This is a genomic window from Nocardioides mesophilus (assembly GCF_014395785.1).
Taxonomy (GTDB): Bacteria; Actinomycetota; Actinomycetes; order Propionibacteriales; family Nocardioidaceae; genus Nocardioides_B; species Nocardioides_B mesophilus.
The window spans coordinates 1,280,402-1,303,372 of sequence record NZ_CP060713.1; the positions used below are offsets into that span (position 1 = coordinate 1,280,402).

A 22,971-nucleotide genomic window follows, 5' to 3' on the forward strand; every position below is an offset into this window, starting at 1 on the left:
GTCAGGCGACCCGGCGCTCCCAACGGGCGGCGTACTTGCGCGCGGCGCCCAGGCGGTTCTCGAGCCGGGCCAGCCGCGTGCTCTGCTCGTGGGTGCCGATCTGGCCGCAGCGCTCGCACTGCCAGCGCAGGATGCCGTCGTAGTCGGTCACCTCGGCGTGGCCGCAGTCGGCCGGATCGTGCCGTGTCGTCTCGTGCATGTGAACCCCCCTCTGCGCGATCGCGTTGCGTCGCGCCGCCGGCCCCCCGACACAGCATTCATACCCGTTCCCGGGCTCGTCAACCTTATGGACCGAATAGACCGGGGTTGGTCCGTTTTCACCGGCTTCGGTTCGGTGACCGGCCGGCGACCGCGCTCCCGGTCAGTGACCGCGTCTCCTCAGGCCCGTTCGACGAGCGCCGCGAGCCGGTCCAGGGACTCCCGCCACCCGGTCTCGTTGTCGGCGAGCGAGACCCCGCTCGGCAGCCCCTCGTGCAGCGCCACCAGGCCGGTGCCGCCGTCCGCCTCGGTCAGCGTGATCGTGATCGTCATCTCGCCGGCCAGCGCGGGGTCGTCGGTCTCGAACGCGTCGACCTCGACCACCCGTTCGTCCGGCACCAGCGTCACGAAGCGCCCGCGGTAGCTGTCGGTGTGCGCATCGGTCTTCCCCTGCCGCTCCGGCGAGCGGTAGGTGAGCGAGATCCGGAACTCGCCGCCCTCGCGGGCGTCGAAGTCGTGCACGACGCAGGTCATCCCCGCCGGTACCTTCCACCGGGCGACCGCCTCCGGATCGATCAGCGCGGCGTACACCTGCGACCGCGGAGCCGCCAGGTGCCGGCTGACCCGGGTGGTTCCCATGCGCTCATGATGCCCTCGCGTCGCCGCGGCTCTCGGCAGCATCGCGTGCCGGGGCGCCGCCGGGCGCATTCTGGCGCCCGGCCGGTCGAGCTGACCTGCGCTCCGACATGCACTCGGCCCCCGCGAAGCGCGCTCGCGCGTGCGGCCGCCCGGGCGAGGCCGCAAGTGCATGTCCGACGGACGGCGGCGCGCAGCGTGCGGCGCGAGCGGCAGCGGTGGCCCGGCGGCCTGCGATCGACAGCAAGGCACCCAGCCGGGGCGCCGCCGGGCGCGTTCTGGCGCCCGGCCGGCCGGGCTGACCGGCGCTCAGACATGCACTCGGCCACCGGGGAGTGCGCCCTCGAGCGTGCGGCCGCCCGGGCGAGGCCGCAAGTGCATGTCCGACGGACGGCGGCGCGACGAAAGAGCGGCGGGTCCGACAGGCGGGGCGGCGAACAGCGCCGCGGCCGCGGCCGGGTGTCTCCCAGGGGAGTCCTCGGGCGACCAGGCCCGCGGCACACTGGAGGCAGGCACCGGCGGCCCCGGCTGGTCGGTTCAGGCACGAGTGGCAAGCAAGGAGTGAGGTTCCATGCTGTTCGACATCATCGGCTTTCTCGTCTTCGGCCTCGTCGTCGGGGCGCTGGCCCGGCTGTTCAAGCCCGGCCGCCAGAACATCGGCCTGGGGATGACCCTGCTGCTCGGCGTGGCGGGGTCCATCATCGGCGGTCTCGTCGCCAGCCTGATCGGGACCGGCGACATCTTCGAGCTGAACTTCATCGGCGCGGTCGTCGCGATCATCGCGGCCGTGCTGCTGATCGGTGCCGTGGAAGGCACCTCGGGGCGCAGCAGCCAGCACCGGGTCTGACCCGGCCCGCGGAGCACGGGGCTCAGTAGGCCCCGCTGCCGGTGAGCACCACCCGCACGGTCTTCCACAGGATCACCGCGTCCTGGCTGATCGACCAGTTGTCGACGTAGTAGAGGTCGAGCCGCTCGGACTCCTCGGCGGTCAGGTCCGAGCGCCCGGAGACCTGCCACAGCCCGGTCATCCCGGGCCGCACCTTGAGCCGCCGGTTCATGTCGGGGTGGTACTGCGAGACCTCCGCGGGCAGCGGCGGCCGTGGCCCGACGAGGCTCATGTCGCCGCGCAGCACGTTGAGCAGCTGCGGGAACTCGTCGAGGGAGTACGTCCGCAGCACCCGCCCGATCCGGGTGATCCGCGGGTCCTCGCGCAGCTTGAACAGCACCCCGTGGCCCTCGTTGGCGCTGCGCAGCGCCTCCAGGTGCCGGTCCGCGTCGACCACCATGGAGCGGAACTTCAGGCACTCGAAGGTCCTGCCCTCGCGGCCGACCCGGACCTGCCGGAACAGTGCCGGCCCGCCATCCTCGCGCCGGACCAGCAGCGCGACCGTGACCAGTAGCGGGCTGAGCAGCAGCAGCCCGAGCGCGGCCAGCACCAGGTCCAGCGAACGCTTCAACATCGCCTGCAGCCCGCTCAGCTCCGGCTGGTCGAGCTCGATCAGCGGCAGCCCGGCGACCGGTCGCGGCCGGATCCGGCCGCGGGCGATGTCGGTGAGGTGGGGTACGACGGCCAGCTTGGCCTCCGTCCCCTCCAACGACCAGGCGATCCGCCTGATGTGGCGCGGCGACTCCCCCGCGCCGGAGAGCAGGAACACGTGCTGCGCGCCGGTGTCCGCGACCACCTCGTGCAGCGCCGAGGTCGGCAGCACCCAGCGCACGTTGCCGATCGGGTCCCAGGCCTCCTCCTCGGGCACGCAGGCCGCGACGACCTGGAGCCCGGCCGAGGTGGACCGCTCGAGCTCGGCGACGAGGGTCGTGATCGGTGCCCGCGCCCCGACGGCGACGACCGGGCGCATGTACAGCCCGCGGCTGTGCGCCGAGCGCAGCAGCCGGCGTACGACGAGGTGGGAGACGAGCAGCAGCACGATCCCGAGGCCGAAGGTGATCGCGTAGGTGGCCCGGGAGGCGTAGGAACGGGTGAGGAAGCTGAGGATCGCCGCCCCCGCGGCGACGACGCCGGTGCCGGCCACCACGGCGCGCAGCTCGTGCGCGGCGTCGCCGACCCGCTCGGTGTCGTAGGCGTCGGCCGCCTGCAGCACCGCGAACCAGGCCAGCACCAGCGGCAGCGCCCAGGGCAGGTAGCCGGTGACCCAGCCCGACATCTGCCGCGCCGTCGGGTCGCTCGACCACCGGCTCCAGGCGACCGCGGTGGCGAGCACCATCAGGCAGAGGTCGGCGGCACGGGCGCCGGCGGCATAGGTCTCCAGGCCCACCCCGGCGCGGATCGATCCGCGCAGCTCGAGAACAGCCATGAATCCCCCTTGTCCGACGAAAGGCGCTTACCCGATCGATGTCGGGCAACACCTTCCGCCGCTCGAGGGCACAACGGATGGCGGATCGTGAGTCACGGAACCGCGCTCACGTTGCTGGCCGGCCGCCCGGCCGCAACGCTCCTCAGGCCCGGCGGCGCTCCCCGCCGGGCAGCCGGAGGTCGTACTGCGCCATCTTGCGGTACATCGTCGCCCGACTCATCCCGACCTCCTGGGCGGCGCGGGTGACGGTGGCGCCGGGCCGGCTGAGCGCGCGCACCAGCTCCTGACGCTCGACCGACTCCATCCGGGTCAGCCGGTGCGCCGAGGTGCTGATCACCGAGGGCGGCAGGTGCTGGAGGTCGATCCGGTCGGTGCGCTGCGCGGCCTCCCCGACCACCGCGACGAGCTGGGCGACGTTGCCCGGCCAGCGCGCCGAGCGCAGCGCCCGGGCGGCCGCCGGGGTGAGGTCGATGTCGCGACCGCGGGCCCGGCGGGCGGCGTGCGCCGCCAGCGGGAGTACGTCGTCGGGGCGGTCGCGCAGCGGCGGCACCGGCACCACCCGCTCCACCAGGGAGGCCAGCGGCGCCGGGACGTCGGTCAGCCGCTGGGCGGTCAGGGTCAGCGCGAGCCGCTCCCCGGCGGCGACGAGCCGGGCCCGCTCGACGTCGATCAGCTCGCGCAGCCGCTGCGCCGCCCACACCGGCAGCGTGTCGACGTCGTGGACGATCACCGCGGTGTGCGGCTTGCCGAGCTCCGGGGTCCACAGCGACAGCCAGGCGTCGACGTCGCGCGGGTCCGGCGTGGCGGCGCCGAGGATCCGGTCGCGGGGTCGGTTGCGGCGGTGCGCGAGCGAGAGCAGGGTGGCCCGGCCGGAGCCGTCCTCCCCGACCGCGGCGACCACCTGGCCGGCGGCGAGCCCCCGGGCGGCCTCGTCGAGCGCGGCCCGCCACGACCCGCCGAGGTCGGCCAGCGAGTCGGAGCCGGGACCGTGCCGGGGCGCGAGCACCCGGAACACCTCGCCGCGGGGCTGCCGGCGCGGGGTCCGGCCCCGCGCCCGGGCCAGCATCAGCGCGGCGGTGTTGCCGGCCGCGGACTGCGCGAGGGCGAGCAGCAGCGCGCTCGAGGACTCCGAGCGGGTGGTGAGGTTGACGCTGCCCTCGAGCCGGCCGGACACCGGGTCGAGCACCGGCACGGCGGCGCAGGTGAAGCCGCCGAGGCCGAGGCTGTAGTGCTCGGCGGCGTGCACCAGGCTCGGCACCCGGTCGGCGAGCGCGAGGCCGAGGCCGTTGGTGCCGGCCTCGCGCTCGGAGAACGCGAAGCCGGGGGCGAGGTGCACGGCGTCGAGCGCCCGGACCAGCTCGTTGTCGGCGGTGAACCGGTTGAGCACCAGCCCGCGGCTGTCGGTCAGCATCATCGCCAGCGGCTCGGCGGCGAGCGTGGCGTGCAGCTCGGAGAGCACCTCGTTGCCGCACTCGAAGAACAGCGACTCGTCGTCGATGGCGCCGACGAAGACCGGGTCGACCCCCTCGACCGAGACGCCGTAGTCGGCGCTGCGCTGCCAGGACGCGAGCAGCCGGCCGGACTGCACCGGCGCCGCGCCGGGTGCCCGGTGGAGCGCCTCGAGGCGCTCGGGGAGCCGGTCCTCCATGACAGCCACCTCCCTCCGCGATGTGAGCGACGTTACAACCGGGAGGAAACCCCCGACAGGGCTGCGTGTCTCAAATTGAGACGCCGCGGCCCTACCGGCGAGGGGTGGGCGGTTCCTACCGTCGAGGCACAGCTCGTGACGCAGGTCACGCGGAATGGAGGACCGATGTACAGCAAAGACGGCGAGGACTACTTCATCGTCGACGCCCACGTGGCTCTGTGGGACGCCCGGCCGGAGAACCAGCGCAACGTCCACGGCAAGCAGTTCATCGACTGCTTCTACGACTACCACCGCAACCTCAGCCCGGAGTCCGAGGTGTGGTCGTACGAGGACTACCTCTACCAGGGCGGCGAGCGGCTGATGCACGACCTGTTCGAGGTCGGGTACGTCGACCACGCGATCTTCCAGCCGGCTGCTCTCGGGGAGTTCTACCACCGGGGCTTCGGTCAGACCGAGGAGGCGTTCGCGCTCGCCGAGGAGCACCCGGACAAGCTGACCTACAACCACAACTTCGACCCGCGCAACGGCGAGGAGGGGCTCGCCCAGTTCAAGCGGGACGCCGAGCGGTTCCACCTCAAGGGCGTGAAGCTCTACACCGCCGAGTGGCACGGCGAGTCCCGCGGCTACAAGCTCGACGACCCGTGGGCCTACCGCTACTTCGAGGCGGCGCAGGAGCTGGGCGTCAAGAACATCCACATCCATAAGGGCCCGACGATCCGGCCGCTGGACCGCGACGCGTTCGACGTCGCCGACGTGGACAAGGTCGCCACCGACTTCACCGAGCTCAACTTCGTGGTCGAGCACTGTGGCCTGCCCCGGCTGGAGGACTTCTGCTGGATCGCCACCCAGGAGCCCAACGTGCACGCGGGCCTGGCCGTGGCGATCCCGTTCATCCACACCCGGCCGCGCTACTTCGCGCAGATCATGGGCGAGCTCATGTACTGGATCGGTGAGGACCGGATCCAGTTCTCCTCCGACTACGCGCTGTGGACGCCCCGATGGCTGATCGAGCGGTTCGTGGACTTCCAGATCCCGGAGGACATGACCGAGTACGCCCCGCTCACCCTCGAGCAGAAGAAGAAGGTCCTCGGCCTGAACGCCGCGGCGATGTACGACCTCGACGTGCCCGCGGAGCTGCGGCTTCCGGACGCCGAGGAGCCCGCGACCGGTCCCCGCCAGCCGGAGCGCGCCGACCTGGCCGGGGCCGAGCGATGACGCTCACCCCCACCCGTGACGGCGCGCGGCTGCTGGAGGCCGACGACGTACGGCGGGCGCTGGACGCGGTCCTGGACCCGGAGCTGGACGAGCCGATCACCGACCTCGGGTTCGTCCGCTCCGTCGACCTCGCCGCCGACGGGTCGGTGGAGGTGCACCTGCGGCTGCCGACGTCGTTCTGCTCGCCGAACTTCGCCTACCTGATGGTCTCCGACGCCAAGGACGCCCTGACCGCGATCACGGCCGGCCGGGTCGTGGTGGAGCTCGACGACCACCACGACTCCGAGATCATCAACCGCGGGCTGGCCGCCGACGCCGGCTACAAGGGCACCTTCGGCGGGGAGGCCGAGCGTGACCTGGAGGAGCTCCGGGCGACGTTCCGCCGCAAGGCGCACACCGCGGCGATGGAGCGGTGCCTGACCGGGCTGCTCCGGGCCCAGCCCGACCTCGCCGAGGCCGCGCTGGGCACCGTGACGATGGGTGAGCTGCCGGCCGGCGCGCTCACCGAGGCGCTGCGCCGGCGGCGTACCGCCCTGGGGCTGCCCGACACCCCCGACGCGCTGGTGCTCGTCGACGAGCACGGCGCCGGCTACCCGCCCGAGGAGGTGCCGCTGCGGCTGCGGCGGGCCCGGTCCACCCGGATCTCGATCGACGGCAACGCGCACTTCTGCCGCGGCCTGCTGCGCACCCGCTACCCGGGCTCCGGCGCCGACCAGAGCGACCGGCCCGAGCCCACCTTCATCCCGCTGACCGACCTCTCCCACCAGGAGGACAGATGAGTTCCGAGACGATGCGTGCCGTCCAGGTGGTCGGCTACCACCAGAACCTGGAGCTGACCGAGCTGCCGGTGCCGGAGCCGGCCGGGCCGTTCGACGTGATCGTGAAGATCGGCGGCGCCGGGGTGTGCCGCACCGACCTGCACATCCTCGAGGGCCAGTGGGCCGAGAAGAGCGGCGTCGCGCTGCCCTACACGATCGGCCACGAGAACGCCGGCTGGGTGCACGCGGTCGGCAGCGCGGTCACCAACGTCGCCGTCGGCGACAAGGTGATCGTGCACCCGCTGGTCACCTGCGGGCTGTGCCGCGCCTGCCGGGCCGGCGACGACGTGCACTGCACGAACAGCGCGTTCCCCGGCATCGACACCGATGGCGGGTACGCCGAGTACCTCCGCACGTCGGCGCGCAGCGTCGTCCGGATCGACGACTCGCTGGAGCCGGCCGACGTCGCGGCGCTCGCCGACGCCGGGCTCACCGCCTACCACGCGGCCGCCAAGGCGGCGCGGCGGCTGCGGCCCGGGGACCGGTGCGTCGTGATCGGCGCCGGCGGGCTGGGACACATCGGGATCCAGGTGCTCAAGGCGATCACCGCCGCGGAGATCCTCGTGGTCGACCGGAACCCGGACGCGCTGAAGCTGGCCCTGGAGATCGGCGCGGACCACGGGGTCGTCGCCGGCGGCGACCAGGTCACCGAGGTGCTCGACCTGACCGGCGGGGACGGTGCCGAGGTGGTCATCGACTTCGTCGGCGAGGGCGGCGCCACACGCGACGGGATCGCGATGCTCAAGCGTGCCGGCGACTACCACGTGGTCGGCTACGGCGAGAACATCGACGTCCCGACGATCGACGTGATCTCGACCGAGATCAACTTCATCGGCAACCTGGTCGGCTCCTACACCGACCTGGTCGAGCTGATGGTGCTGGCGGCGCGGGGCGACGTACGGCTGCACACCGCGAAGTACCCGCTCGCGGACTTCCAGAAGGCGATCGACGACCTGGACGCGGGCCGGATCCGGGGCCGGGCGATCCTCACGCCCTGAGCGGGCGGACGAGCGGCGGCGGCCGGGGGCCGGGGAGGGGAGGCCCCCGGCCGCCGGGGGGAAGAGATCGGGGTCCCGGCGTTGTTCCCGCCTCGTGAAGAACATCGGGTTCCTGTCCTTCGGCCACTGGTCGCCGTCACCGCACTCGAAGACCCGCTCGGCCTCCGACGCGCTGCTGCAGTCGATCGAGCTCGCGGTCGCCGCCGAGGAGCTCGGCGCGGACGGGGCGTACTTCCGGGTGCACCACTTCGCGCGCCAACTGGCCTCGCCGTTCCCGCTGCTCGCCGCGGTCGGCGCGCGGACCAGCCGGATCGAGATCGGCACCGGCGTGATCGACATGCGCTACGAGAACCCGCTGTACATGGCCGAGGACGCCGGGGCCGCGGACCTGATCGCCGGCGGCCGGCTGCAGCTCGGCATCAGCCGGGGGTCACCGGAGCAGGTCATCGACGGGTTCCGCTACTTCGGGCACGTGCCGGCGGAGGGGACCGACCACGCCGACCTGGCCCGTGAGCACACCCGGGTGCTGCTCGAGGTGCTGCGCGGCGAGGGGTTCGCCGAGCCGAACCCACGACCGATGTTCCCCAACCCGCCCGGCCTGCTGCGGATCGAGCCGCACTCCCCCGGGCTGCGCGAGCGGATCTGGTGGGGCGCCGGGACCCGGCGTACCGCGGAGTGGACCGCCGAGCAGGGCATGAACCTGATGAGCTCGACGCTGCTCACCGAGGACACCGGCGTCCCGTTCCACCAGCTCCAGGCCGAGCAGATCCAGCGGTTCCGCGACGCGTGGAAGGCGGCCGGCCATCCTCGCGAGCCGCGGGTCTCGGTCAGCCGCAGCATCTTCCCGGTGGTCAACGACCTGGACCGGGCGTACTTCGGCCACGAGGCCGGCGGCCAGGACCAGGTCGGCCAGCTCGAGGGCGGCCGGGCCCGGTTCGGCAAGACGTACGCCGGTGAGCCGGAGCAGCTGGTCAAGGAGCTGGCCGAGGACGAGGCGGTCGCCGCGGCCGACACGCTGCTGCTGACCGTGCCGAACCAGCTCGGCGTCGACTACAACGCGCACGTCCTCGACGCGGTCCTGAGCGACCTCGCCCCCGCCCTCGGCTGGCGCTGAGCGACCTCGGCCGTTCTCCGGCAGGCGGAAGGCACGCGTCCCCGGCACGCGACCGATGCGGGCGCCCGGCCGAGCGCGGTGGTGCCTGCCGGCTCCCGTCGAGCGGCCGACCTGCGTAGGTTGGTCCCCCACGTCGCCGCGCCGGCGGTCGTGGCCCCGGCAGGCCTGCCGTGACGCCGCCCACCGTGCGGTCGAAGGAGTGCGTTGTGGACATGCGACTCGAGCTGGTGCCGCTGGTCTCGACCGACGTCGAGCGCAGCAAGGCGTTCTACGCCGACCGGGTCGGCTTCCACGTCGACCACGACGTGGAGCCGGGCATCGGCATGCGCGTCGTCCAGCTCACCCCGCCCGGATCGGCCTGCTCGGTCGTGTTCGGGGTCGGCATCAGCGAGCCCGACGCGGCTCCGGTGCGCGGCCTGCACCTGGTGGTCGACGACGTCGAGCTCACCCGCGAGGCGCTGATCCACAACGGGGTCGAGGTCTCGGAGGTCAGCGACATGGGCGGCGGCGTGCGCTACGCCTACTTCAGCGACCCCGACGGCAACTCCTGGGCGCTGCAGCAGATCTCCCAGGAGGTCGACCTGCCCGTGGAGAGCTGAGCCCGGAGCACCGGCAGGTCGCCACCAGGCCGCAGGGCCAGACGGCGAGGTCAGGATGCGGGGTCAGGCGGTCGGGACCCGCACGGCTGGGCGGGCGCTGACCTCGCGCAGCGCCAGGGCGGCCTGGACGAGCGCCGCGTGGGTGAGCGCCTGCGGGAAGTTGCCCAGGTGCTCACCGGTCGCGGGGTCCATCTCCTCGGCGTACAACCCGAGCCCGGTGGCGCGGCGCCACAGCTCCTCGAACAGCTCGACGGCCTCGGCCCGGCGCCCGGTCCCGGCGAGCGCCTGCACCAGCCAGAACGAGCAGGGCAGGAACGCCCCCTCCGTCCCGGGCAGCCCGTCGTGCCCGGGCGGGTAGCGGTACAGCAGCGGCCCGCCGGCGCCGAGCTCGCGACGGATCGCATCGACCGTCCCGCTGACCCGGTCCGAGCCGGGCGGGTCCAGCCCGGTGAGCGGCAGCACCAGCAGCGCCGCGTCGAGGTCCCTCGACCCGTAGGTGCGGGTGTAGGTGCCCGCGTCGGCGTCGAAGCCGCGCTCCCTCAGCTCGGCGCCGAGCGCCTCCCGGGCCGCCTCCCACCGGCGCCGCTGCCGGGCTGGGAGCCGGTGGCTGCGCGCGATCCGGAGCGCGCGGTCCAGCGCCGTCCAGGCCATCAGCTTGGAGTGCACGTGGTGGGCCTCGTCGCCGCGGACCTCCCAGATCCCGGCGTCCGGCTCGGGCCAGCGCCGGACGACCTCGTCGGTGAAGCCGCGGACCGCCCGCCAGGTCTCGGGGTAGAGCGGGTGCCCGGACTGCACGAGCAGCCACGCGGCGTCGACCACCCAGCCGTAGCCGTCGAGCTGGTGCTGGTCGGCCGCCCCGTTGCCGACCTGGACCGGCACGCTCCCGGCGTAGCCGGGCCAGCCACGGAGCGTGCGTTCGGGCGCGGGCCGGCGGCCGTCCAGGGTGAGCAGCACCGGCAGCCGGGGCCGGTGCAGCCGGCTGGCGTGCAGCAGCCACCACAGGAAGCTCCGGGCCTCCTCGACCAGCCCGACGCCGAGGAACGCCCCGATCCCGAGGCTGGCGTCGCGGGGCCAGGCGAAGCGGTAGTCCCAGTTGCGGCTGCCGCCGGCCAGCTCGGGCAGCGAGGTGGTCGGCGCGGCCACTGGCGCACCGGACGGCGAGTAGGTGAGCAGCCGCAGGGTGAGCAGGCTGCGGACCACGGCCTCCCGGAACGGCAGGTCCGCCGCGATCCGGGCGCACCACGCCCGCCACCGGTCCTGGTCGGCGAGGAGCAGCGCCCAGGCGGCCGCGGGCGGCACCTGGATGATCGGCTCCCGGTGCGCGAGCGCGAGGACGAACGTCACTGGCCGGCCGGGGGTGACGGTGACCGGCGTCCGGCCGCCGACCTCGACCGGCGCGGGCGCGTCGCAGCCCAGCGACAGCGCCAGCGCTCCCCAGCTGCACACCAGGGCGTCTCCCCGGCAGCTGGTCCGGGGCCGTCGGTGGTCCTCCCCGAGCCGCGGGTCGAGCTCGACGACGGCCTCGCAGACGCCGCCCTCGGCGGAGAGCCGCCGCACCAGCAGGGTCGCGGGCAGCATCCGGCCCGACACCTCCGCGACCATGCCCTCGGTCAGCGTCAGCCGGCCGCCCGGCGTCGCCCAGGTGGTCTCCAGGGTCGCGGTGCCCGGCAGGTAGCGGCGGCTCACGACCGGGGCCCCGGCGGCCGGGCCGAGCCGGAAGCTGCCCGCCTCGGCGCCGCCGACCAGCCGGCCGAACACCGGGTCGCCGTCGAAGCGGGGCGCGCACAGCCAGTCCACCGAGCCGTCGCCGGAGACCAGCGCGGCGGTCCTGGTGTCGCCGAGCAGGCCGTAGTCGGCGATCGGTCGCATCTCAGCCCGCCCCGAGCAGCAGGCCGAGCACGACGCCGTAGACGACGTGGGCGAGCACGGTGACCGTCGGGGTCTGCACCCCGTAGTTGAGGGCGAGCAGGCCGGGCGGCTCGAGCACCGCGCTGCTGTCGGGCCCGGCCCGGTGCGAGGCCATCCGCGGATGCAGGCCGGGCAGCAGCGGCAGCAGCACCAGCAGCGCGACCGCGACGTGCAGCAGCCCGAGCAGGCCGCCCAGCCACCAGGTCGCCCGGCCGAGCAGCGCGAAGAAGGCGGCGTAGCCGAGCGCGAACAGCTGCCCGAACCCGAGGTGCAGGAAGAAGCCGGCGACCCGCGCCCGGTCCGGGTCCTCGGAGACCGCGGTGCCGAGCAGCAGCGGCAGGTCCATCCGGCTCAGCCCGGCCAGCTGGGCGCTGGTCATCACCGCGGTCAGCGCGGCGGTGGCCACCAGCCCGAAGACAGCCCAGCCGGCCCAGTCCATGTCAGCCTCCGGCGACTCTCCGCGCGCCGTTCACGACACGGCCTCGCGTCGGGAGACCTTCACGCAGCAGAACCCGGGCTGCGGCGCGAGCTCCGCGCCGACCCCGCCGGCGTCCAGACCCTCGATCACCCCGTCGATCAGGGCGAGGTTCATCCCGCAGACCAGCTCGGTGTGCTCGGTGGCAAGCCGGTCGAAGGGGCAGTTGGCCAGGCAGACCTCGTCGTCGGCGGTGCGCGGCTCGTAGCCGTGACGGCTGAGCACGTCCGCCGTACGCCCCAGGTCGTCGCCGCCGCGCCCCGCGTCCTCCGCGCTGTGGCGCCCGCCGGCTTCCGCGCCGCCCTGGTACGCCGGCGCGCCCGGCGCGCCCGCTCGCTCGGCGCCCGCCTCCTCGACGTACGCCGCGGCGATCCGCCGCCCCTGCTCCGCGGCGGTCACCCGGACCGCCTCCTGCACCGGGACGCCGTCCCGGACCGACCGGTCGATCGCGGCGGCCAGCACGTCGCCGGCGAGGTCGTAGTGCCGCTCGGGCAGCGAGACCGAGAGCTGGCGCGCGGAGCGCCGGTAGAGCTTCGAGGGCCGGCCCGCGCCGGGACCGGTCCGCCCGGAGAGCCGGCGGAACTCGACGTCGAGCAGGCCCTCCTCGACCAGCCGGTCGAGGTGGAACTTCGCGGAGTGCACCGGCAGCTCGACCGCGGCCGCGGCCTGCTCGCGGCTCACCGCGTCGGGCTCGGAGGCGACGTAGAGGTACAGCGCGCGTCGCGCCGGCTCCACCAGCGCACCCACCCCGGCCACCTGCTCCGCGAGCTCCTCGGTCACCGCACCGCTCCTTCTAAAAGACGAATCTATTGACGGAAGACTTCATAAGTTCTAACGTCCACACTATACACCTTTAGAGCCTGAGGAGGCCACCATGAGTCACACCCGCTTCTCCCCCGCCTCGCTCGCCCACCTCACCCACCCCGGCCACTCCCTCAACGGCGACGAGGGCGCCCGGCAGGCGTTCGTGCTGCTGCGCACCGTGTTCACCGTCGCGCCGATCCTGTTCGGCCTGGACAAGTTCTTCGGCCTGATGACCGACTGGGAGGCCTACCTCGCCCCGTGGATCAACGACCTCGTCCCGGGGACCGCGCACCAGGCCATGCTCGCGATCGGCGTGGTCGAGATCGTCGCCGGCGTCCTGGTGGCGCTGCGGCCGGCGATCGGCGGCTACGTGGTCGCGGCCTGGCTGCTCGGCATCATCGTGGACCTGGTCAGCACCGGCGAGTACTACGACATCGCGCTGCGCGACTTCGGCCTCCTCGTCGGCGCGCTCGCCCTGGCCCGGCTGGCCACGACGTACGACCGCCACGGCGTCGACCGGACCGCCCGATGAGCTCGCGCCCACCGGCCGGGGCCGCCGGCACCGCGTCGAACCTGCTGGCCTGGCGGCCGCGGGTGGCGCACGAGGCGGCCCCGGTGGATCTGGCCGCGGCCGAGCGCGGGGCGGCCGACCTGCTCGGCGCGCTGGGGCTGCCGCTGGACACCGTCGACATGGCGGAGACGCCCCGCCGGATGGCGCACGCGTTCGCCGAGATGCTGACCGTGCGCGACTTCGAGCTCACGACGTTCCCCAACACCGAGGAGTACGACGAGCTGGTGCTCGTCGAGGACATCCCGGTGCGGTCGGTCTGCGAGCACCACATGCTCCCGTTCGTGGGGGTGGCCCACATCGGCTACCTCCCGGACCAGCGGATCCTCGGACTGTCGAAGTTCGCCCGGGTCGTGAACTTCTTCGGCCACCGGCCGCAGACCCAGGAGCGGCTGACCAAGCAGATCGCCGAGCACCTGCGCGACCAGCTGTCCCCGCGCGGCGTGGGCGTGGTGATCGAGGCGGAGCACACCTGCATGAGCCTGCGCGGCGTCCGCGCCGTGGGGGCGCGGACGGTCACCTCGGTGCTGTTCGGCACCCTGCGCGAGGACCCGGCCTCCCGCGCCGAGTTCCTCTCGCTGACCCGTCATCGCCGGTGACTTTCCGGGACACCGGAGGCGCAACCCGGGCATAGGGATGCGGATCTGTCTGGTCCGATGATTGGGATTCGGCGGACGGGTTACACACTGGATCCCGGGTGCGGTGACGCCGAGTCCTGCCCGCCGCCCCGTCCCATCCCTCGACACATAGAACGGGCAGGAGTGGGGGACCCAGGTTCCTCGCGATGAACGTGCTGTCCCCGGACAGCGCGCCACCGCTCGGGGTGAAGCCACCGGACCGACTCGTCGGCCGCCGGTGGCAGGGCACCTTTCGGCCCTAACCCGACAGCTCACCTCACAGGCGTGGAAAGGAACCCTGGCATGCCTGTGCGCCTTGCCCTCCGGCACACCCTCCTGCTCGTCGTCGCGCTGATGGCCTCGCTGACCGCGACCACCCTCCCCGCCAGCGCCCACTCCGGCGCCACCTCGTGGGACTGCATCGCCCACTACGAGTCCACCCACCGCTGGCACATCAACACCGGCAACGGTCACTACGGCGGCCTGCAGTTCTCGCTGTCGACGTGGCGCTACTACGGCGGCCCGAAGCTCTCGGGCAACGCCTACCCGCACCGCGCCACCCGCGCCGAGCAGATCGCGGTCGCCAAGCGCGTCGCCTACACGGGCTGGTCGGGTCGCGCCCCGCAGGGCGGCTCGCACGCGTGGCCGAACACCTGGCCGCGCTGCCACTGAGCCCGCAGCGGGTGAGGGGCTGCGCCGCGGTCAGCCGCGGCGCAGCCTCTCGACGTAGGCCTGGCTGTCGGCGTACGTCGGCAGCAGGCCCTGCCGCTCCGCCTCCGCGAGCGTCGGGGCCTGCTCGTCCTTCGCGGACAGCAGCGGCTCGATCGGCTGGCCGTCGCGGCCCTGGGTCGGCCAGTCAATCCCGATCGCCGGGTCGAGCGGGTGCACCCCGTGCTCGCGGCCCGGCGCGTACGGCTCCGAGCACAGGTACGTGATCACGGTGTCGTCCTCGAGCGCCAGGAACGCGTGCCCGAGCCCCTCGGCGAGGTAGATCCCGCGCCGGTCCCGGTCGTCGAGCTGCACCGAGTCCCACTGGCCGTACGTCGGCGAGCCGACCCGGATGTCGACGACCACGTCGAGCGCCGCACCCCGCAGGCAGGTCACCCACTTGGCCTGGCCGGGGGGCACCTGCGCGAAGTGGATGCCGCGCAGCGAGCCGGCGGCGGAGACCGAGGCGTTCGCCTGGGCGAGTCGGAACCGGTGCCCGGTGGCCTCCTCGAACCGGTCCCGGCGGAACCACTCGTGGAAGGATCCGCGGTCGTCGCCGTGCACGACCGGGACGACCTCGAAGGCACCGGGGACCGAGAGCTCACGGATGTCCATGGCGGTTAGGGTACGGAACGCCGTGTCGTCGAGGGGTGAGGAGCCGCCGTGCGCTGGCTGGTGACCGGGTCCGCCGGGATGCTCGGGTACGACGTCGTGGAGCTGCTCCGCGCCGCCGGCGAGGAGGTCACCGCGGCGCCGCGGGCCGAGCTCGACATCACCGACCCCGCCGCCGTCGACGCGGCCGTCCCCGGTCACGACGTGGTGGTGAACTGCGCGGCGTGGACCGCGGTCGACGACGCCGAGACCGCCGAGGACGCCGCGCTGCGGATCAACGGCGAGGGCCCGCGGGTGCTCGCGGAGGCGGTCGCACGGCACGGCGGCCGGCTCGTGCAGGTCAGCACCGACTACGTCTTCGACGGGGCCGCCACGACGCCGTACCCGGAGGACGCGCCGGCGGCCCCCGCCTCCGCCTACGGCCGCACCAAGGCCGCCGGCGAGCAGGCGGTGCGGGCGGCGCTCCCGGACCGGCACCTGGTGGTGCGGACCGCGTGGCTCTACGGCGCCCACGGCGGCTGCTTCCCGAGGACGATCGCCCGGGTCGCCCGCGAGCGCAGCTCGGTCGACGTGGTCGAGGACCAGGTCGGGCAGCCGACCTGGACCCGCGACGTCGCCGACCTGGTGCTGCGGCTGGTGCGTGCGGACGCCCCGGCCGGGACCTACCACGCGACCAGCGAGGGTCAGGGCAGCTGGTTCGACTTCGCCCGCGCAGTGGTCGCCGCCGCCGGGCTGGACCCCGAGATCGTGCACCCCACCACGTCCGCGGCGTTCGTGCGCCCGGCTCCCCGCCCGGCCTACTCGGTGCTCGGCCACGACGCCCTGCGCCGGGCCGGCGTCGAGCCGATCGGCGACTGGCTGGCCCGGTGGCAGCAGGCCGCCGACAGCGTCCTGGGGCAGTCCGGGTAGTCCCGCCGTCTCCCGCCCCGCCGCGAACGGCGCTGGTCGGGTCCTGCGCGGTCCAGGAAGAGCTCGTGGACCTGTCCGGCTCCGGCTCCCGGCGCGGCGGTGCCGAACCGACAAATCGGCCACGCGACCAGGGTGTGACGTGCTTCACTGGCCGGTAGGGGACCTACCGGCTGGGGGGCCACGATGTTGATTGTGATCCTGAGTCTGCTCGTACCGTGCGCGTTCGCCGCCGGGCTGCGCCTCGGTGCGACGAACCGCGTCCTGACCGAGAAGCTCGCCGGTCGGGCGGCGCGCGAGCAACCCCCACTGCCCTAGCTCCGCGCCCGCGGAACGGCCCGCTACTCCTCGGCGAGGAGGCGGAGCAGGTACTCCCCGTAGCCGGACTTGCGTAGCGCCTCGCCGCGCTGGCGCAGCTCGTCGTCGGTGAGGAAGCCCTGCCGCCAGGCGACCTCCTCGGGGCAGCCGACCTTGAGCCCCTGCCGGTGCTCGATGGTGGCGATGAAGTTGGAGGCGTCGTTGAGTGAGTCGAAGGTGCCGGTGTCGAGCCAGGCGAAGCCTCGCTCGAGCACCTCGACGGCGAGCCGGCCCTGCTCGAGGTAGGCGCGGTTCACGTCGGTGATCTCGTACTCCCCGCGCGCCGACGGCTTGAGGTCGCGGGCGATCTCGATGACGTCGTTGTCGTAGAAGTAGAGCCCCGGGATCGCGTAGCTGCTCTTGGGGTGCTCCGGCTTCTCCTCCAGCGACAGCGCCTTGCCGAAGCGGTCGAACTCCACGACGCCGTACGCCGTGGGGTCCGAGACCCGGTAGGCGAAGACCGCCGCGCCGTCGAGGTCGGCGAACCGGCCGAGCTGGCGGCCGAAGCCGGGGCCGTAGAAGAGGTTGTCGCCGAGGACCAGCGCGCTGGTGTCGCCGCCGATGAAGTCGGCGCCGATCGTGAACGCCTGGGCGAGGCCGTCGGGCGAGGGCTGCTGGGCGTAGCTGATGCTCACCCCGAACTGGGAGCCGTCGCCGAGCAGCCGCTCGAACTGCGCCGCGTCCTGCGGGGTGGTGATGATCAGGACGTCGCGGATCCCGGCCAGCATCAGGGTGGTGAGCGGGTAGTAGATCATCGGCTTGTCGTAGACCGGCACCAGCTGCTTGCTGATCCCGTGGGTGATGGGGTGCAGTCGGGTGCCGCTGCCTCCGGCCAGGATGATGCCGCGCATGTCGGTTAGTGTGCCGCCCATGAGGCTTCTGGTCACGGGCGGGGCAGGATTCATCGGGTCGCACTACGTGCGCTCAGTGCTCACCGGAGCGTGGGGCGGGCAGGAGCCCGAGCACGTCACGGTGGTCGACAAGCTGACCTACGCCGGCAACCTGGCGAACCTCGACCCGGTCAAGGACGACGAGCGGCTCGAGTTCGTGCAGGGCGACATCCTCGACGCGCCGCTGATGGAGAAGCTGATCGGGGACGCGGACGCGGTCGTGCACTTCGCCGCCGAGTCGCACGTGGACCGGTCGATCACCGGCGCGGCCGACTTCGTGATGACCAACGTGGTCGGCACCCAGACGCTGCTCGACGCGGCGCTGCGGGTCGGGGTGGAGAAGTTCGTGCACGTCTCGACCGACGAGGTCTACGGCTCGATCAGCGTGGGCTCGTGGGACGAGGAGCGGCCGCTGGAGCCGAACTCGCCGTACTCCGCCTCGAAGGCGTCCTCGGACCTGCTGGCCCGCGCCTACTTCCGCACCCACGGGGTGCCGGTGTGCGTGACCCGCTGCTCGAACAACTACGGGCCTTACCAGTTCCCGGAGAAGGTCATCCCGCTGTTCGTCACCAACCTGATCGACGGCGGCTCGGTGCCGTTGTACGGCGAGGGCGCGAACGTCCGCGACTGGCTGCACGTCGACGACCACTGCCGGGGCATCCACCTCGTGCTGGAGGGCGGCCGGCCCGGCGAGGTCTACAACATCGGCGGCGGCACCGAGCTCACCAACAAGGAGCTCACCGCGCTGCTGCTGCAGGCCACCGGCACCGACTGGGACCGGGTCGAGAAGGTGACCGACCGGCTCGGCCACGACCTGCGCTACTCGGTGGACATCGGCAAGATCCGCACCGAGCTCGGCTACGAGCCGCGGGTCCCCTTCGAGCAGGGGCTCGCGGACACCGTGGAGTGGTTCCGCACCCACCGCGCCTGGTGGGAGCCGCTCAAGACCCGCGCCGCTCTCTGAGCGGAGTCGGTCAGCGCCGCCAGTACAGGTGGTGGACCACGCCGCCGTGACTGGGCACGACGTCACAGTGGTACCGGTCGAGGAGCTCCTCGGGCGAGCTCCACAGCCGGGACCCGGCCCCGAGCTCCACGGGGGCCACCGCGACGTGCAGCGTGTCGATGAGGTCGGCGTCCAGGAACTGGCGAATGGTGTTGGCGCCACCACCCAGCCGGACGTCCTTGCCGTCGGCGGCTGCGAGTGCCAGCTCCAGGACCGTCGCGGGATCGCCACTGACGAAGTGGAAGGTCGTGTCGGCCAGCGTGAACGAGGGCCGCTCGTGATGCGTCATCACGAACACCGGGGTGTGGAACGGCGGCTCCTCCCCCCACCAGCCCTGCCATTCGTCGTTCACCCAGGGGCCGCGTTGCGGGCCGAACTTGTTGCGGCCCATGATCTCGGCGCCGATGTTGCGGTCGAACTCCCGCACCAGGTAGTCGTCCAGCCCGCGGCTGCCCCCGGGGTCGGTGCGCAGCGACCAGCTCGCCGTCGCCGCTGCCCAGGAGAAGAGCACCCCGGGGTCGGCGTGGCCGAAGGGTCGCTCCAGGCTCTGGCCCTCGCCGGCGGCGTACCCGTCACTGGAGACGGTGAAGTTGTGCACCCGAACCAACTGCATCACTGCTGCTCCTCCTGAACTGCGGCGGCGTCGCTCTATTGGACTGCGATGCCGCGCCGATGTCATCACGCCGGCTCCTATTGGCGGATCAGCCGGATCTTGCCGTTGTCGAGGTAGATGGCGCGGTAGGCCTTGTCGTGGATCCGATGGTGGTGGAACGAGCACGCGAGCCGGCCGTCCTCGACGGAGGTCCGGCCGCCGTCGGCCCACGGGATCTTGTGGTGCGCCTGGCTCCACGACGCCGGACGGTCGCAGCCCTCGACGGTGCAGGTCTTGTCGCTGAAGCCCATCACGATCCGCTGGTAGTCGTCGTGGAAGCGCCGGCTCCGCCCGACGTCGAGCGGGACGGAGTCGCCGCCCAGCACCAGCGGGATCAGGTTGGCCCCGGCGCAGAGCCGGCGGGCCTCCCCGGCCGAGATCTCGTCGCCGGTGTCGAGACCGGCGACGCCCAGGTCGCCGAGCAGCTGCTCGAGGGTCATCGTGACCACGACGGTGGCGTTGATGCCGCCCGCCTTCGGCAGCTTCTTGCGCGGGAAGCGCTCGATCAGCTCGACGAAGCCTCGCCCGAGCAGCTCGTGCTGCGGCACCGCCCGGCCCTCCTCGTCGTGCCGCGCCTCCGGGCCGACCCGGGCCGGGGCGACCAGCGCGTTCACGATCTTCTCCAGCATTCGGGCCTGCAGCGTCGGCAGCTTGAAGGTGCCGCTCATCGTGCCGTCGCCGTTGGAGCGGAACTTCAGGCTGACCTTGCGCCGCGCCTCCCGCTCCTCTTGCTCGAGCTTCTCGCCGATCCGGCGATCCGCCTCCTCCGGGGCAAGCACGGTCAGCAGGTGCCGGCCGAGCAGCCGGAGCGCCTTGGCGTCTTGCTCGGCGGCGGCCGCGACCAGGTGGCGCTCGCCGCGGGCGCGGTCCTCGACCGGCACGTCGTTGGGCAGGTCGTCGACGGCGTCGATGATCGCCTTGGCCTGCGCGGCGTTGACCTCGCCGCGTGCGGCGGGTGAGGTCGTGGGTGTCGAGCTGGTGCGACAGCCGCACCTCGGCGTGCGCCCGCGGCCGCTCCAGACGGGTGTGGTGGGCCAGCCAGGCCGCGGTGCTGGACGCCGCCTCGTCCTGGCCGATGTCGTCGTTGTCGGCGCTGGCGAGGAGTCTGAGCCTCAGCTCGGTGAACCGGCTCTCGGCACGCTGGAGCCGCAGCAGCGCCGTACGACGCTCCGCGGGGGTCATCGCCCAGGCGGGCGCGTCGGCGAGGGTGTCGAGGACGGCGTCGAGGCGGACGGCGAAGGCGGCGATCGGGTGCTGCGGCGGGCCGCCGTCGGAGGACGCAGACCCGGGCGCCTGCTGGGTGTCAGCCGGTGGCGGGGTCTGCGTGCTGGTCATGGGTACGACGCTACGGAAACCCGACCCCCGGCTCGAGCACCTGTTCGAAAGATGTGGAAGGGGCCCACCCCCGGCGCCCGGTGGACGAAACCCGGCTCGCGACCCCGAGCCCGCGAGCCAGGCCGCACATGGGTCGATCGGGCCATAGCCGCCGCCCGCCCGCAAACGGGAGGATCTCGCGCATGACGAGGACGGGGGCGCTGTTGCGCGCGCTGGGACTGGGAGTGGCCGGCGGTCTGCTGGCCCGGCTGCTGATGCGGCTGGTGACGTTGGTGCGCGACGAGGAGCCGTCGTTCACCCTGGTCGCGACGGCGGCGATCACCACAATCTTCGTGCTGTCCGCCGTGGGAGCGGCGACGGCCGGCCTGCTGCCCTGGCACTGGTTGCTGCGGGTGGCGGTGCTCGTCGTCACGTCGTTCCTGATGGCGGTCGGCGCGATCGCGATCGGGATCAGCGAGCTGCAGTTCGTCATGAAGGACGACCTGACGACCGGGCAGTGGGTGGCGGTCGTCGGCTGTGCCGCGGGCATCTGGGCGATCAGCGCGGCGATGCCGTGGATCGGCTACCGATGGGGCCGGCGGGCGCGGTCGCGGCGTACGACGCTCGCCGCCCCAGCCACCGCCTGACCCGAACGACGCGCGCGCCGAACGGCGCCCGCGAAGGGGCCAGGAATCACTGCCGCCCGAGCGCCCGGTACGTCCACCCGGCGGCGCGCCACTGCTCCGGCTGCAGGCAGTTGCGCCCGTCCACGATCCGCGGCACCTCGACGAGCTTGGCGATGACCTGCGGCTCCAGGTCGAGGTACTCCCGCCACTCGGTCAGCAGCAGCACCACCTCGGCGTCGGCGACCGCCTCCTCGACGGTCTCGACGAACGTCAGGTCCGGCCACTTCTTGCGCGCATTCTCGATCGCCCGCGGGTCGGTGACCCGGACCTGCGCGCCCTGCAGCTGCATCTGCGCGGAGACGCTGAGCGCGGGCGAGTCGCGTACGTCGTCGCTCTCGGGCTTGAAGGCCGCCCCGAGGACGGCGATCTGCCGGCCGACGATGGAGCCGCCGCAGACCTCGCGGGCCAGGTCGACCATCCGGACGCGCCGCCGCATGTTGATCGCGTCGACCTCGCGCAGGAAGGTGAGCGCCTGGTCGGCGCCGAGCTCGCCGGCGCGGGCCATGAACGCCCGGATGTCCTTGGGCAGGCAGCCGCCCCCGAAGCCGAGGCCGGCGTTGAGGAACTTGCGGCCGATCCGATCGTCGAGGCCGATGGCGTCGGCGAGGCTGGTGACGTCGGCGCCGGTCTTCTCACACAGCTCGGCCATCGCGTTGATGAAGGAGATCTTGGTGGCCAGGAACGAGTTGGCGGCGACCTTGACCAGCTGGGCGGTGGCCAGGTCGGTCTCGATCTTGGGGGTGCCCTCGCCGAGCGCCTGGGCGTAGACCTCGTCCAGCCGGGCGGCAGCGCTCGCGCCGGCCTCGTCGGGGGTGGTCCCGTAGACGAACCGGTCCGGGTGCAGCGTGTCCTTGACCGCGTGCCCCTCGCGGAGGAACTCCGGGTTCCAGATCAGCGTGGCCTCGGGCTGGGTGGCGCGGATCGTCTCCAGGAGCAGCTCCGCGGTGCCGACCGGCACGGTGGACTTGCCGACGACCACGTCGCCGGGCTTCAGGTGCGGCGCGAGGTCTGCGATGGCCGCGTGGACGTAGGTGAGGTCGGCGCCGTTCTCGCCCTTCTTCTGCGGGGTGCCGACGCAGACGAAGTGCACCTCCGCGTCGGCGGCGGCCGCGGCGGAGGAGGTGAAGGTGAGCCGGCCGGTGTCGAGCGCCTCCCGGAGCAGCTCGGGGAGCCCGGGCTCGTAGAACGGCGCCTCGCCGCGGGACAGCGAGGCGACCTGGTGCTCGACGACGTCGATCCCCACCACCTCATGGCCGAGCTTCGCCATGCAGGCGGCGTGGACCGCACCGAGATATCCGCAACCGAAGACCGAGATCCGCATTTGCCGGAGTTTACTGGGCGTGTGCTGTTCGAACGCGACTGCATCGGGCGGCCCAGACGTCCGCACGGAACACGGCATGCGAGTTGCGTTCAACGGGAACCGTTGGCCGAACCGAGACGTCAGATGGTCGTGAGAACTCGGAAGGGGCGGAGCTTGCTTGCCGCCGTCGGCCTGGCTGCGGCGGTGTCGGGATGCGGACAGAGTGTGTCCACGGACTCCGCGCCCGGACCCCACGCGGCGCCAACGCGTTCGGGCGACTGCGATGACCTGCCGCACGCCGGCGGAGATCCGGGGATGGTGATTGGTACCGACTGGTCCGGGGAGCGGCACTCCTACGGCACTGCGGTGGTGGTCTATGCCTGCGTCACCCCCAGCGGCGGCGGGCAAGTGACGATGGTCGCGACCGGAACAGGTATTCGAGTGCGACCACGTTCTGTTCCCATAGGCCGGTCGAGCGACGGTGTCATCCCCTTTCATGTCACCGTCAGCGACGGCGCCTCTGGCGGGATCCGCGTGCAGCAGCGTGGAGGTGGAATCGGGGGCGACGCCGCGGGGCCAGTCGTGGCCGCGGACGGCAAGGACTGGCACTTCGTCCGGGACGAGGGCTGAGCC

The 22,971-nt window shown here is 72.9% G+C and carries 25 protein-coding genes, 1 pseudogene and 1 riboswitch; of the genes and pseudogenes, 13 read left to right on the forward strand and 13 right to left on the reverse strand.

What is annotated here, in order from left to right; all coding sequences use genetic code 11:
- Position 1 precedes the first annotated feature (1 nt).
- Positions 2-199 (reverse strand): hypothetical protein, encoded by a 198-nt coding sequence (locus H9L09_RS06090; RefSeq protein WP_187579795.1) that lies wholly within the window; start codon positions 197-199, stop codon positions 2-4.
- 179 nt (positions 200-378) lie between these two features.
- A complete protein-coding gene (locus tag H9L09_RS06095; RefSeq protein WP_187579796.1) occupies positions 379-837 on the reverse strand; it encodes an SRPBCC family protein in 459 nt (152 codons plus the stop codon).
- A gap of 568 nt (positions 838-1,405) precedes the next feature.
- Between H9L09_RS06095 and H9L09_RS06100 the strand changes: the two genes are divergently transcribed.
- Positions 1,406-1,681, forward strand: a complete 276-nt coding sequence (locus H9L09_RS06100; RefSeq protein ID WP_246456318.1) for a GlsB/YeaQ/YmgE family stress response membrane protein — start codon at positions 1,406-1,408, stop codon at positions 1,679-1,681.
- A 22-nt stretch (positions 1,682-1,703) separates the two neighbouring features.
- On the opposite strand, the gene H9L09_RS06105 is transcribed toward H9L09_RS06100, so the two are convergent.
- Together H9L09_RS06105 and H9L09_RS06110 are read right to left on the reverse strand one after the other, a co-directional pair.
- Positions 1,704-3,146 (reverse strand): sugar transferase, encoded by a 1,443-nt coding sequence (locus H9L09_RS06105; RefSeq protein ID WP_187579797.1) that lies wholly within the window; start codon positions 3,144-3,146, stop codon positions 1,704-1,706.
- Between the two features lie 142 nt (positions 3,147-3,288).
- Complete coding sequence (locus H9L09_RS06110) at positions 3,289-4,794, reverse strand: AAA-type ATPase lid domain-containing protein (RefSeq protein WP_187579798.1); 1,506 nt, start codon at positions 4,792-4,794, stop codon at positions 3,289-3,291.
- Between the two features lie 165 nt (positions 4,795-4,959).
- On the opposite strand from H9L09_RS06110, the gene H9L09_RS06115 reads away from it, so the two are divergent.
- The 5 genes from H9L09_RS06115 (at position 4,960) to H9L09_RS06135 (ending at position 9,538) form a co-directional block, all read left to right on the forward strand.
- Positions 4,960-6,009, forward strand: a complete 1,050-nt coding sequence (locus H9L09_RS06115) for an amidohydrolase family protein (protein WP_187579799.1) — start codon at positions 4,960-4,962, stop codon at positions 6,007-6,009.
- Positions 6,006-6,788, forward strand: coding sequence for an iron-sulfur cluster assembly protein (locus tag H9L09_RS06120; protein ID WP_187579800.1), 783 nt, complete (start codon positions 6,006-6,008; stop codon positions 6,786-6,788). The genes H9L09_RS06115 and H9L09_RS06120 overlap by 4 nt, the downstream gene beginning before the upstream one ends.
- Positions 6,785-7,825, forward strand: coding sequence for an NAD(P)-dependent alcohol dehydrogenase (locus H9L09_RS06125; RefSeq protein ID WP_246456319.1), 1,041 nt, complete (start codon positions 6,785-6,787; stop codon positions 7,823-7,825). The genes H9L09_RS06120 and H9L09_RS06125 overlap by 4 nt, the downstream gene beginning before the upstream one ends.
- 94 nt (positions 7,826-7,919) lie before the next feature.
- The gene (locus H9L09_RS06130; RefSeq protein ID WP_187579801.1) at positions 7,920-8,939 is read left to right on the forward strand and encodes an LLM class flavin-dependent oxidoreductase; all 1,020 of its coding nucleotides are present in this window, start codon (positions 7,920-7,922) and stop codon (positions 8,937-8,939) included.
- A 212-nt stretch (positions 8,940-9,151) separates the two neighbouring features.
- Positions 9,152-9,538: a VOC family protein gene (locus tag H9L09_RS06135; RefSeq protein WP_246456460.1), complete on the forward strand. Its 387-nt coding sequence runs from the start codon at positions 9,152-9,154 to the stop codon at positions 9,536-9,538.
- Positions 9,539-9,601: 63 nt separating this feature from the next.
- Here H9L09_RS06135 and H9L09_RS06140 read toward each other — a convergent pair whose 3' ends face one another.
- From H9L09_RS06140 to H9L09_RS06150, 3 genes are read right to left on the reverse strand one after another with little or no spacing between them, the layout of a single operon-like run.
- Positions 9,602-11,407, reverse strand: a complete 1,806-nt coding sequence (locus tag H9L09_RS06140; protein WP_187579803.1) for a glycoside hydrolase family 15 protein — start codon at positions 11,405-11,407, stop codon at positions 9,602-9,604.
- A gap of 1 nt (position 11,408) precedes the next feature.
- Positions 11,409-11,885, reverse strand: coding sequence for a hypothetical protein (locus tag H9L09_RS06145; RefSeq protein WP_187579804.1), 477 nt, complete (start codon positions 11,883-11,885; stop codon positions 11,409-11,411).
- Positions 11,886-11,915: 30 nt separating this feature from the next.
- Positions 11,916-12,701 carry a helix-turn-helix transcriptional regulator gene (locus tag H9L09_RS06150; protein ID WP_187579805.1) on the reverse strand — a complete coding sequence of 262 codons (786 nt, stop codon included), beginning with the start codon at positions 12,699-12,701 and terminating at the stop codon, positions 11,916-11,918.
- Between the two features lie 94 nt (positions 12,702-12,795).
- Here H9L09_RS06150 and H9L09_RS06155 point away from each other — a divergent pair, with 94 nt between their 5' ends.
- From H9L09_RS06155 to H9L09_RS06165, 3 genes are all read left to right on the forward strand, one after another.
- Positions 12,796-13,257 carry a hypothetical protein gene (locus tag H9L09_RS06155; RefSeq protein WP_187579806.1) on the forward strand — a complete coding sequence of 154 codons (462 nt, stop codon included), beginning with the start codon at positions 12,796-12,798 and terminating at the stop codon, positions 13,255-13,257.
- Positions 13,254-13,892, forward strand: coding sequence for a GTP cyclohydrolase I (folE, locus tag H9L09_RS06160; protein ID WP_187579807.1), 639 nt, complete (start codon positions 13,254-13,256; stop codon positions 13,890-13,892). Before H9L09_RS06155 ends, folE begins: the two co-directional genes overlap by 4 nt.
- 124 nt (positions 13,893-14,016) lie before the next feature.
- Positions 14,017-14,206, forward strand: a riboswitch (cyclic di-AMP (ydaO/yuaA leader).
- 7 nt (positions 14,207-14,213) lie between these two features.
- Entirely contained in the window at positions 14,214-14,582 is a 369-nt protein-coding gene (locus tag H9L09_RS06165; protein WP_187579808.1) for a transglycosylase family protein, read from the forward strand.
- 30 nt (positions 14,583-14,612) lie between these two features.
- Here the strand turns inward: H9L09_RS06165 and H9L09_RS06170 are convergent, their stop codons facing one another.
- Positions 14,613-15,233: a dTDP-4-dehydrorhamnose 3,5-epimerase family protein gene (locus tag H9L09_RS06170; protein WP_187579809.1), complete on the reverse strand. Its 621-nt coding sequence runs from the start codon at positions 15,231-15,233 to the stop codon at positions 14,613-14,615.
- A 48-nt stretch (positions 15,234-15,281) separates the two neighbouring features.
- Between H9L09_RS06170 and rfbD the strand changes: the two genes are divergently transcribed.
- Positions 15,282-16,139 carry a dTDP-4-dehydrorhamnose reductase gene (rfbD, locus tag H9L09_RS06175; RefSeq protein WP_187579810.1) on the forward strand — a complete coding sequence of 286 codons (858 nt, stop codon included), beginning with the start codon at positions 15,282-15,284 and terminating at the stop codon, positions 16,137-16,139.
- Positions 16,140-16,477: 338 nt separating this feature from the next.
- Here rfbD and rfbA read toward each other — a convergent pair whose 3' ends face one another.
- Positions 16,478-17,344, reverse strand: a complete 867-nt coding sequence (gene rfbA, locus H9L09_RS06180) for a glucose-1-phosphate thymidylyltransferase RfbA (protein ID WP_187579811.1) — start codon at positions 17,342-17,344, stop codon at positions 16,478-16,480.
- Positions 17,345-17,363: 19 nt separating this feature from the next.
- Between rfbA and rfbB the strand changes: the two genes are divergently transcribed.
- Positions 17,364-18,347, forward strand: coding sequence for a dTDP-glucose 4,6-dehydratase (gene rfbB / locus H9L09_RS06185; RefSeq protein WP_187579812.1), 984 nt, complete (start codon positions 17,364-17,366; stop codon positions 18,345-18,347).
- Between the two features lie 10 nt (positions 18,348-18,357).
- Here rfbB and H9L09_RS06190 read toward each other — a convergent pair whose 3' ends face one another.
- The 3 genes and pseudogenes from H9L09_RS06190 to H9L09_RS06195 form a co-directional block, all read right to left on the reverse strand.
- Entirely contained in the window at positions 18,358-18,999 is a 642-nt protein-coding gene (locus H9L09_RS06190) for a dihydrofolate reductase family protein (RefSeq protein WP_246456320.1), read from the reverse strand.
- 77 nt (positions 19,000-19,076) lie between these two features.
- Complete coding sequence (locus H9L09_RS22410; RefSeq protein WP_281390853.1) at positions 19,077-19,289, reverse strand: HNH endonuclease signature motif containing protein; 213 nt, start codon at positions 19,287-19,289, stop codon at positions 19,077-19,079.
- 9 nt (positions 19,290-19,298) lie between these two features.
- Positions 19,299-19,979, reverse strand: a pseudogene (locus H9L09_RS06195) (DUF222 domain-containing protein); the annotation flags it as partial.
- A gap of 576 nt (positions 19,980-20,555) precedes the next feature.
- Here H9L09_RS06195 and H9L09_RS06200 point away from each other — a divergent pair.
- The gene (locus tag H9L09_RS06200) at positions 20,556-20,999 is read left to right on the forward strand and encodes a hypothetical protein (protein WP_187579815.1); all 444 of its coding nucleotides are present in this window, start codon (positions 20,556-20,558) and stop codon (positions 20,997-20,999) included.
- 46 nt (positions 21,000-21,045) lie between these two features.
- Here H9L09_RS06200 and H9L09_RS06205 read toward each other — a convergent pair whose 3' ends face one another.
- Positions 21,046-22,359, reverse strand: coding sequence for a UDP-glucose dehydrogenase family protein (locus H9L09_RS06205; protein WP_187579816.1), 1,314 nt, complete (start codon positions 22,357-22,359; stop codon positions 21,046-21,048).
- Between the two features lie 294 nt (positions 22,360-22,653).
- Between H9L09_RS06205 and H9L09_RS06210 the strand changes: the two genes are divergently transcribed.
- Positions 22,654-22,968, forward strand: a complete 315-nt coding sequence (locus H9L09_RS06210; RefSeq protein ID WP_187579817.1) for a hypothetical protein — start codon at positions 22,654-22,656, stop codon at positions 22,966-22,968.
- Positions 22,969-22,971: the final 3 nt, after the last annotated feature.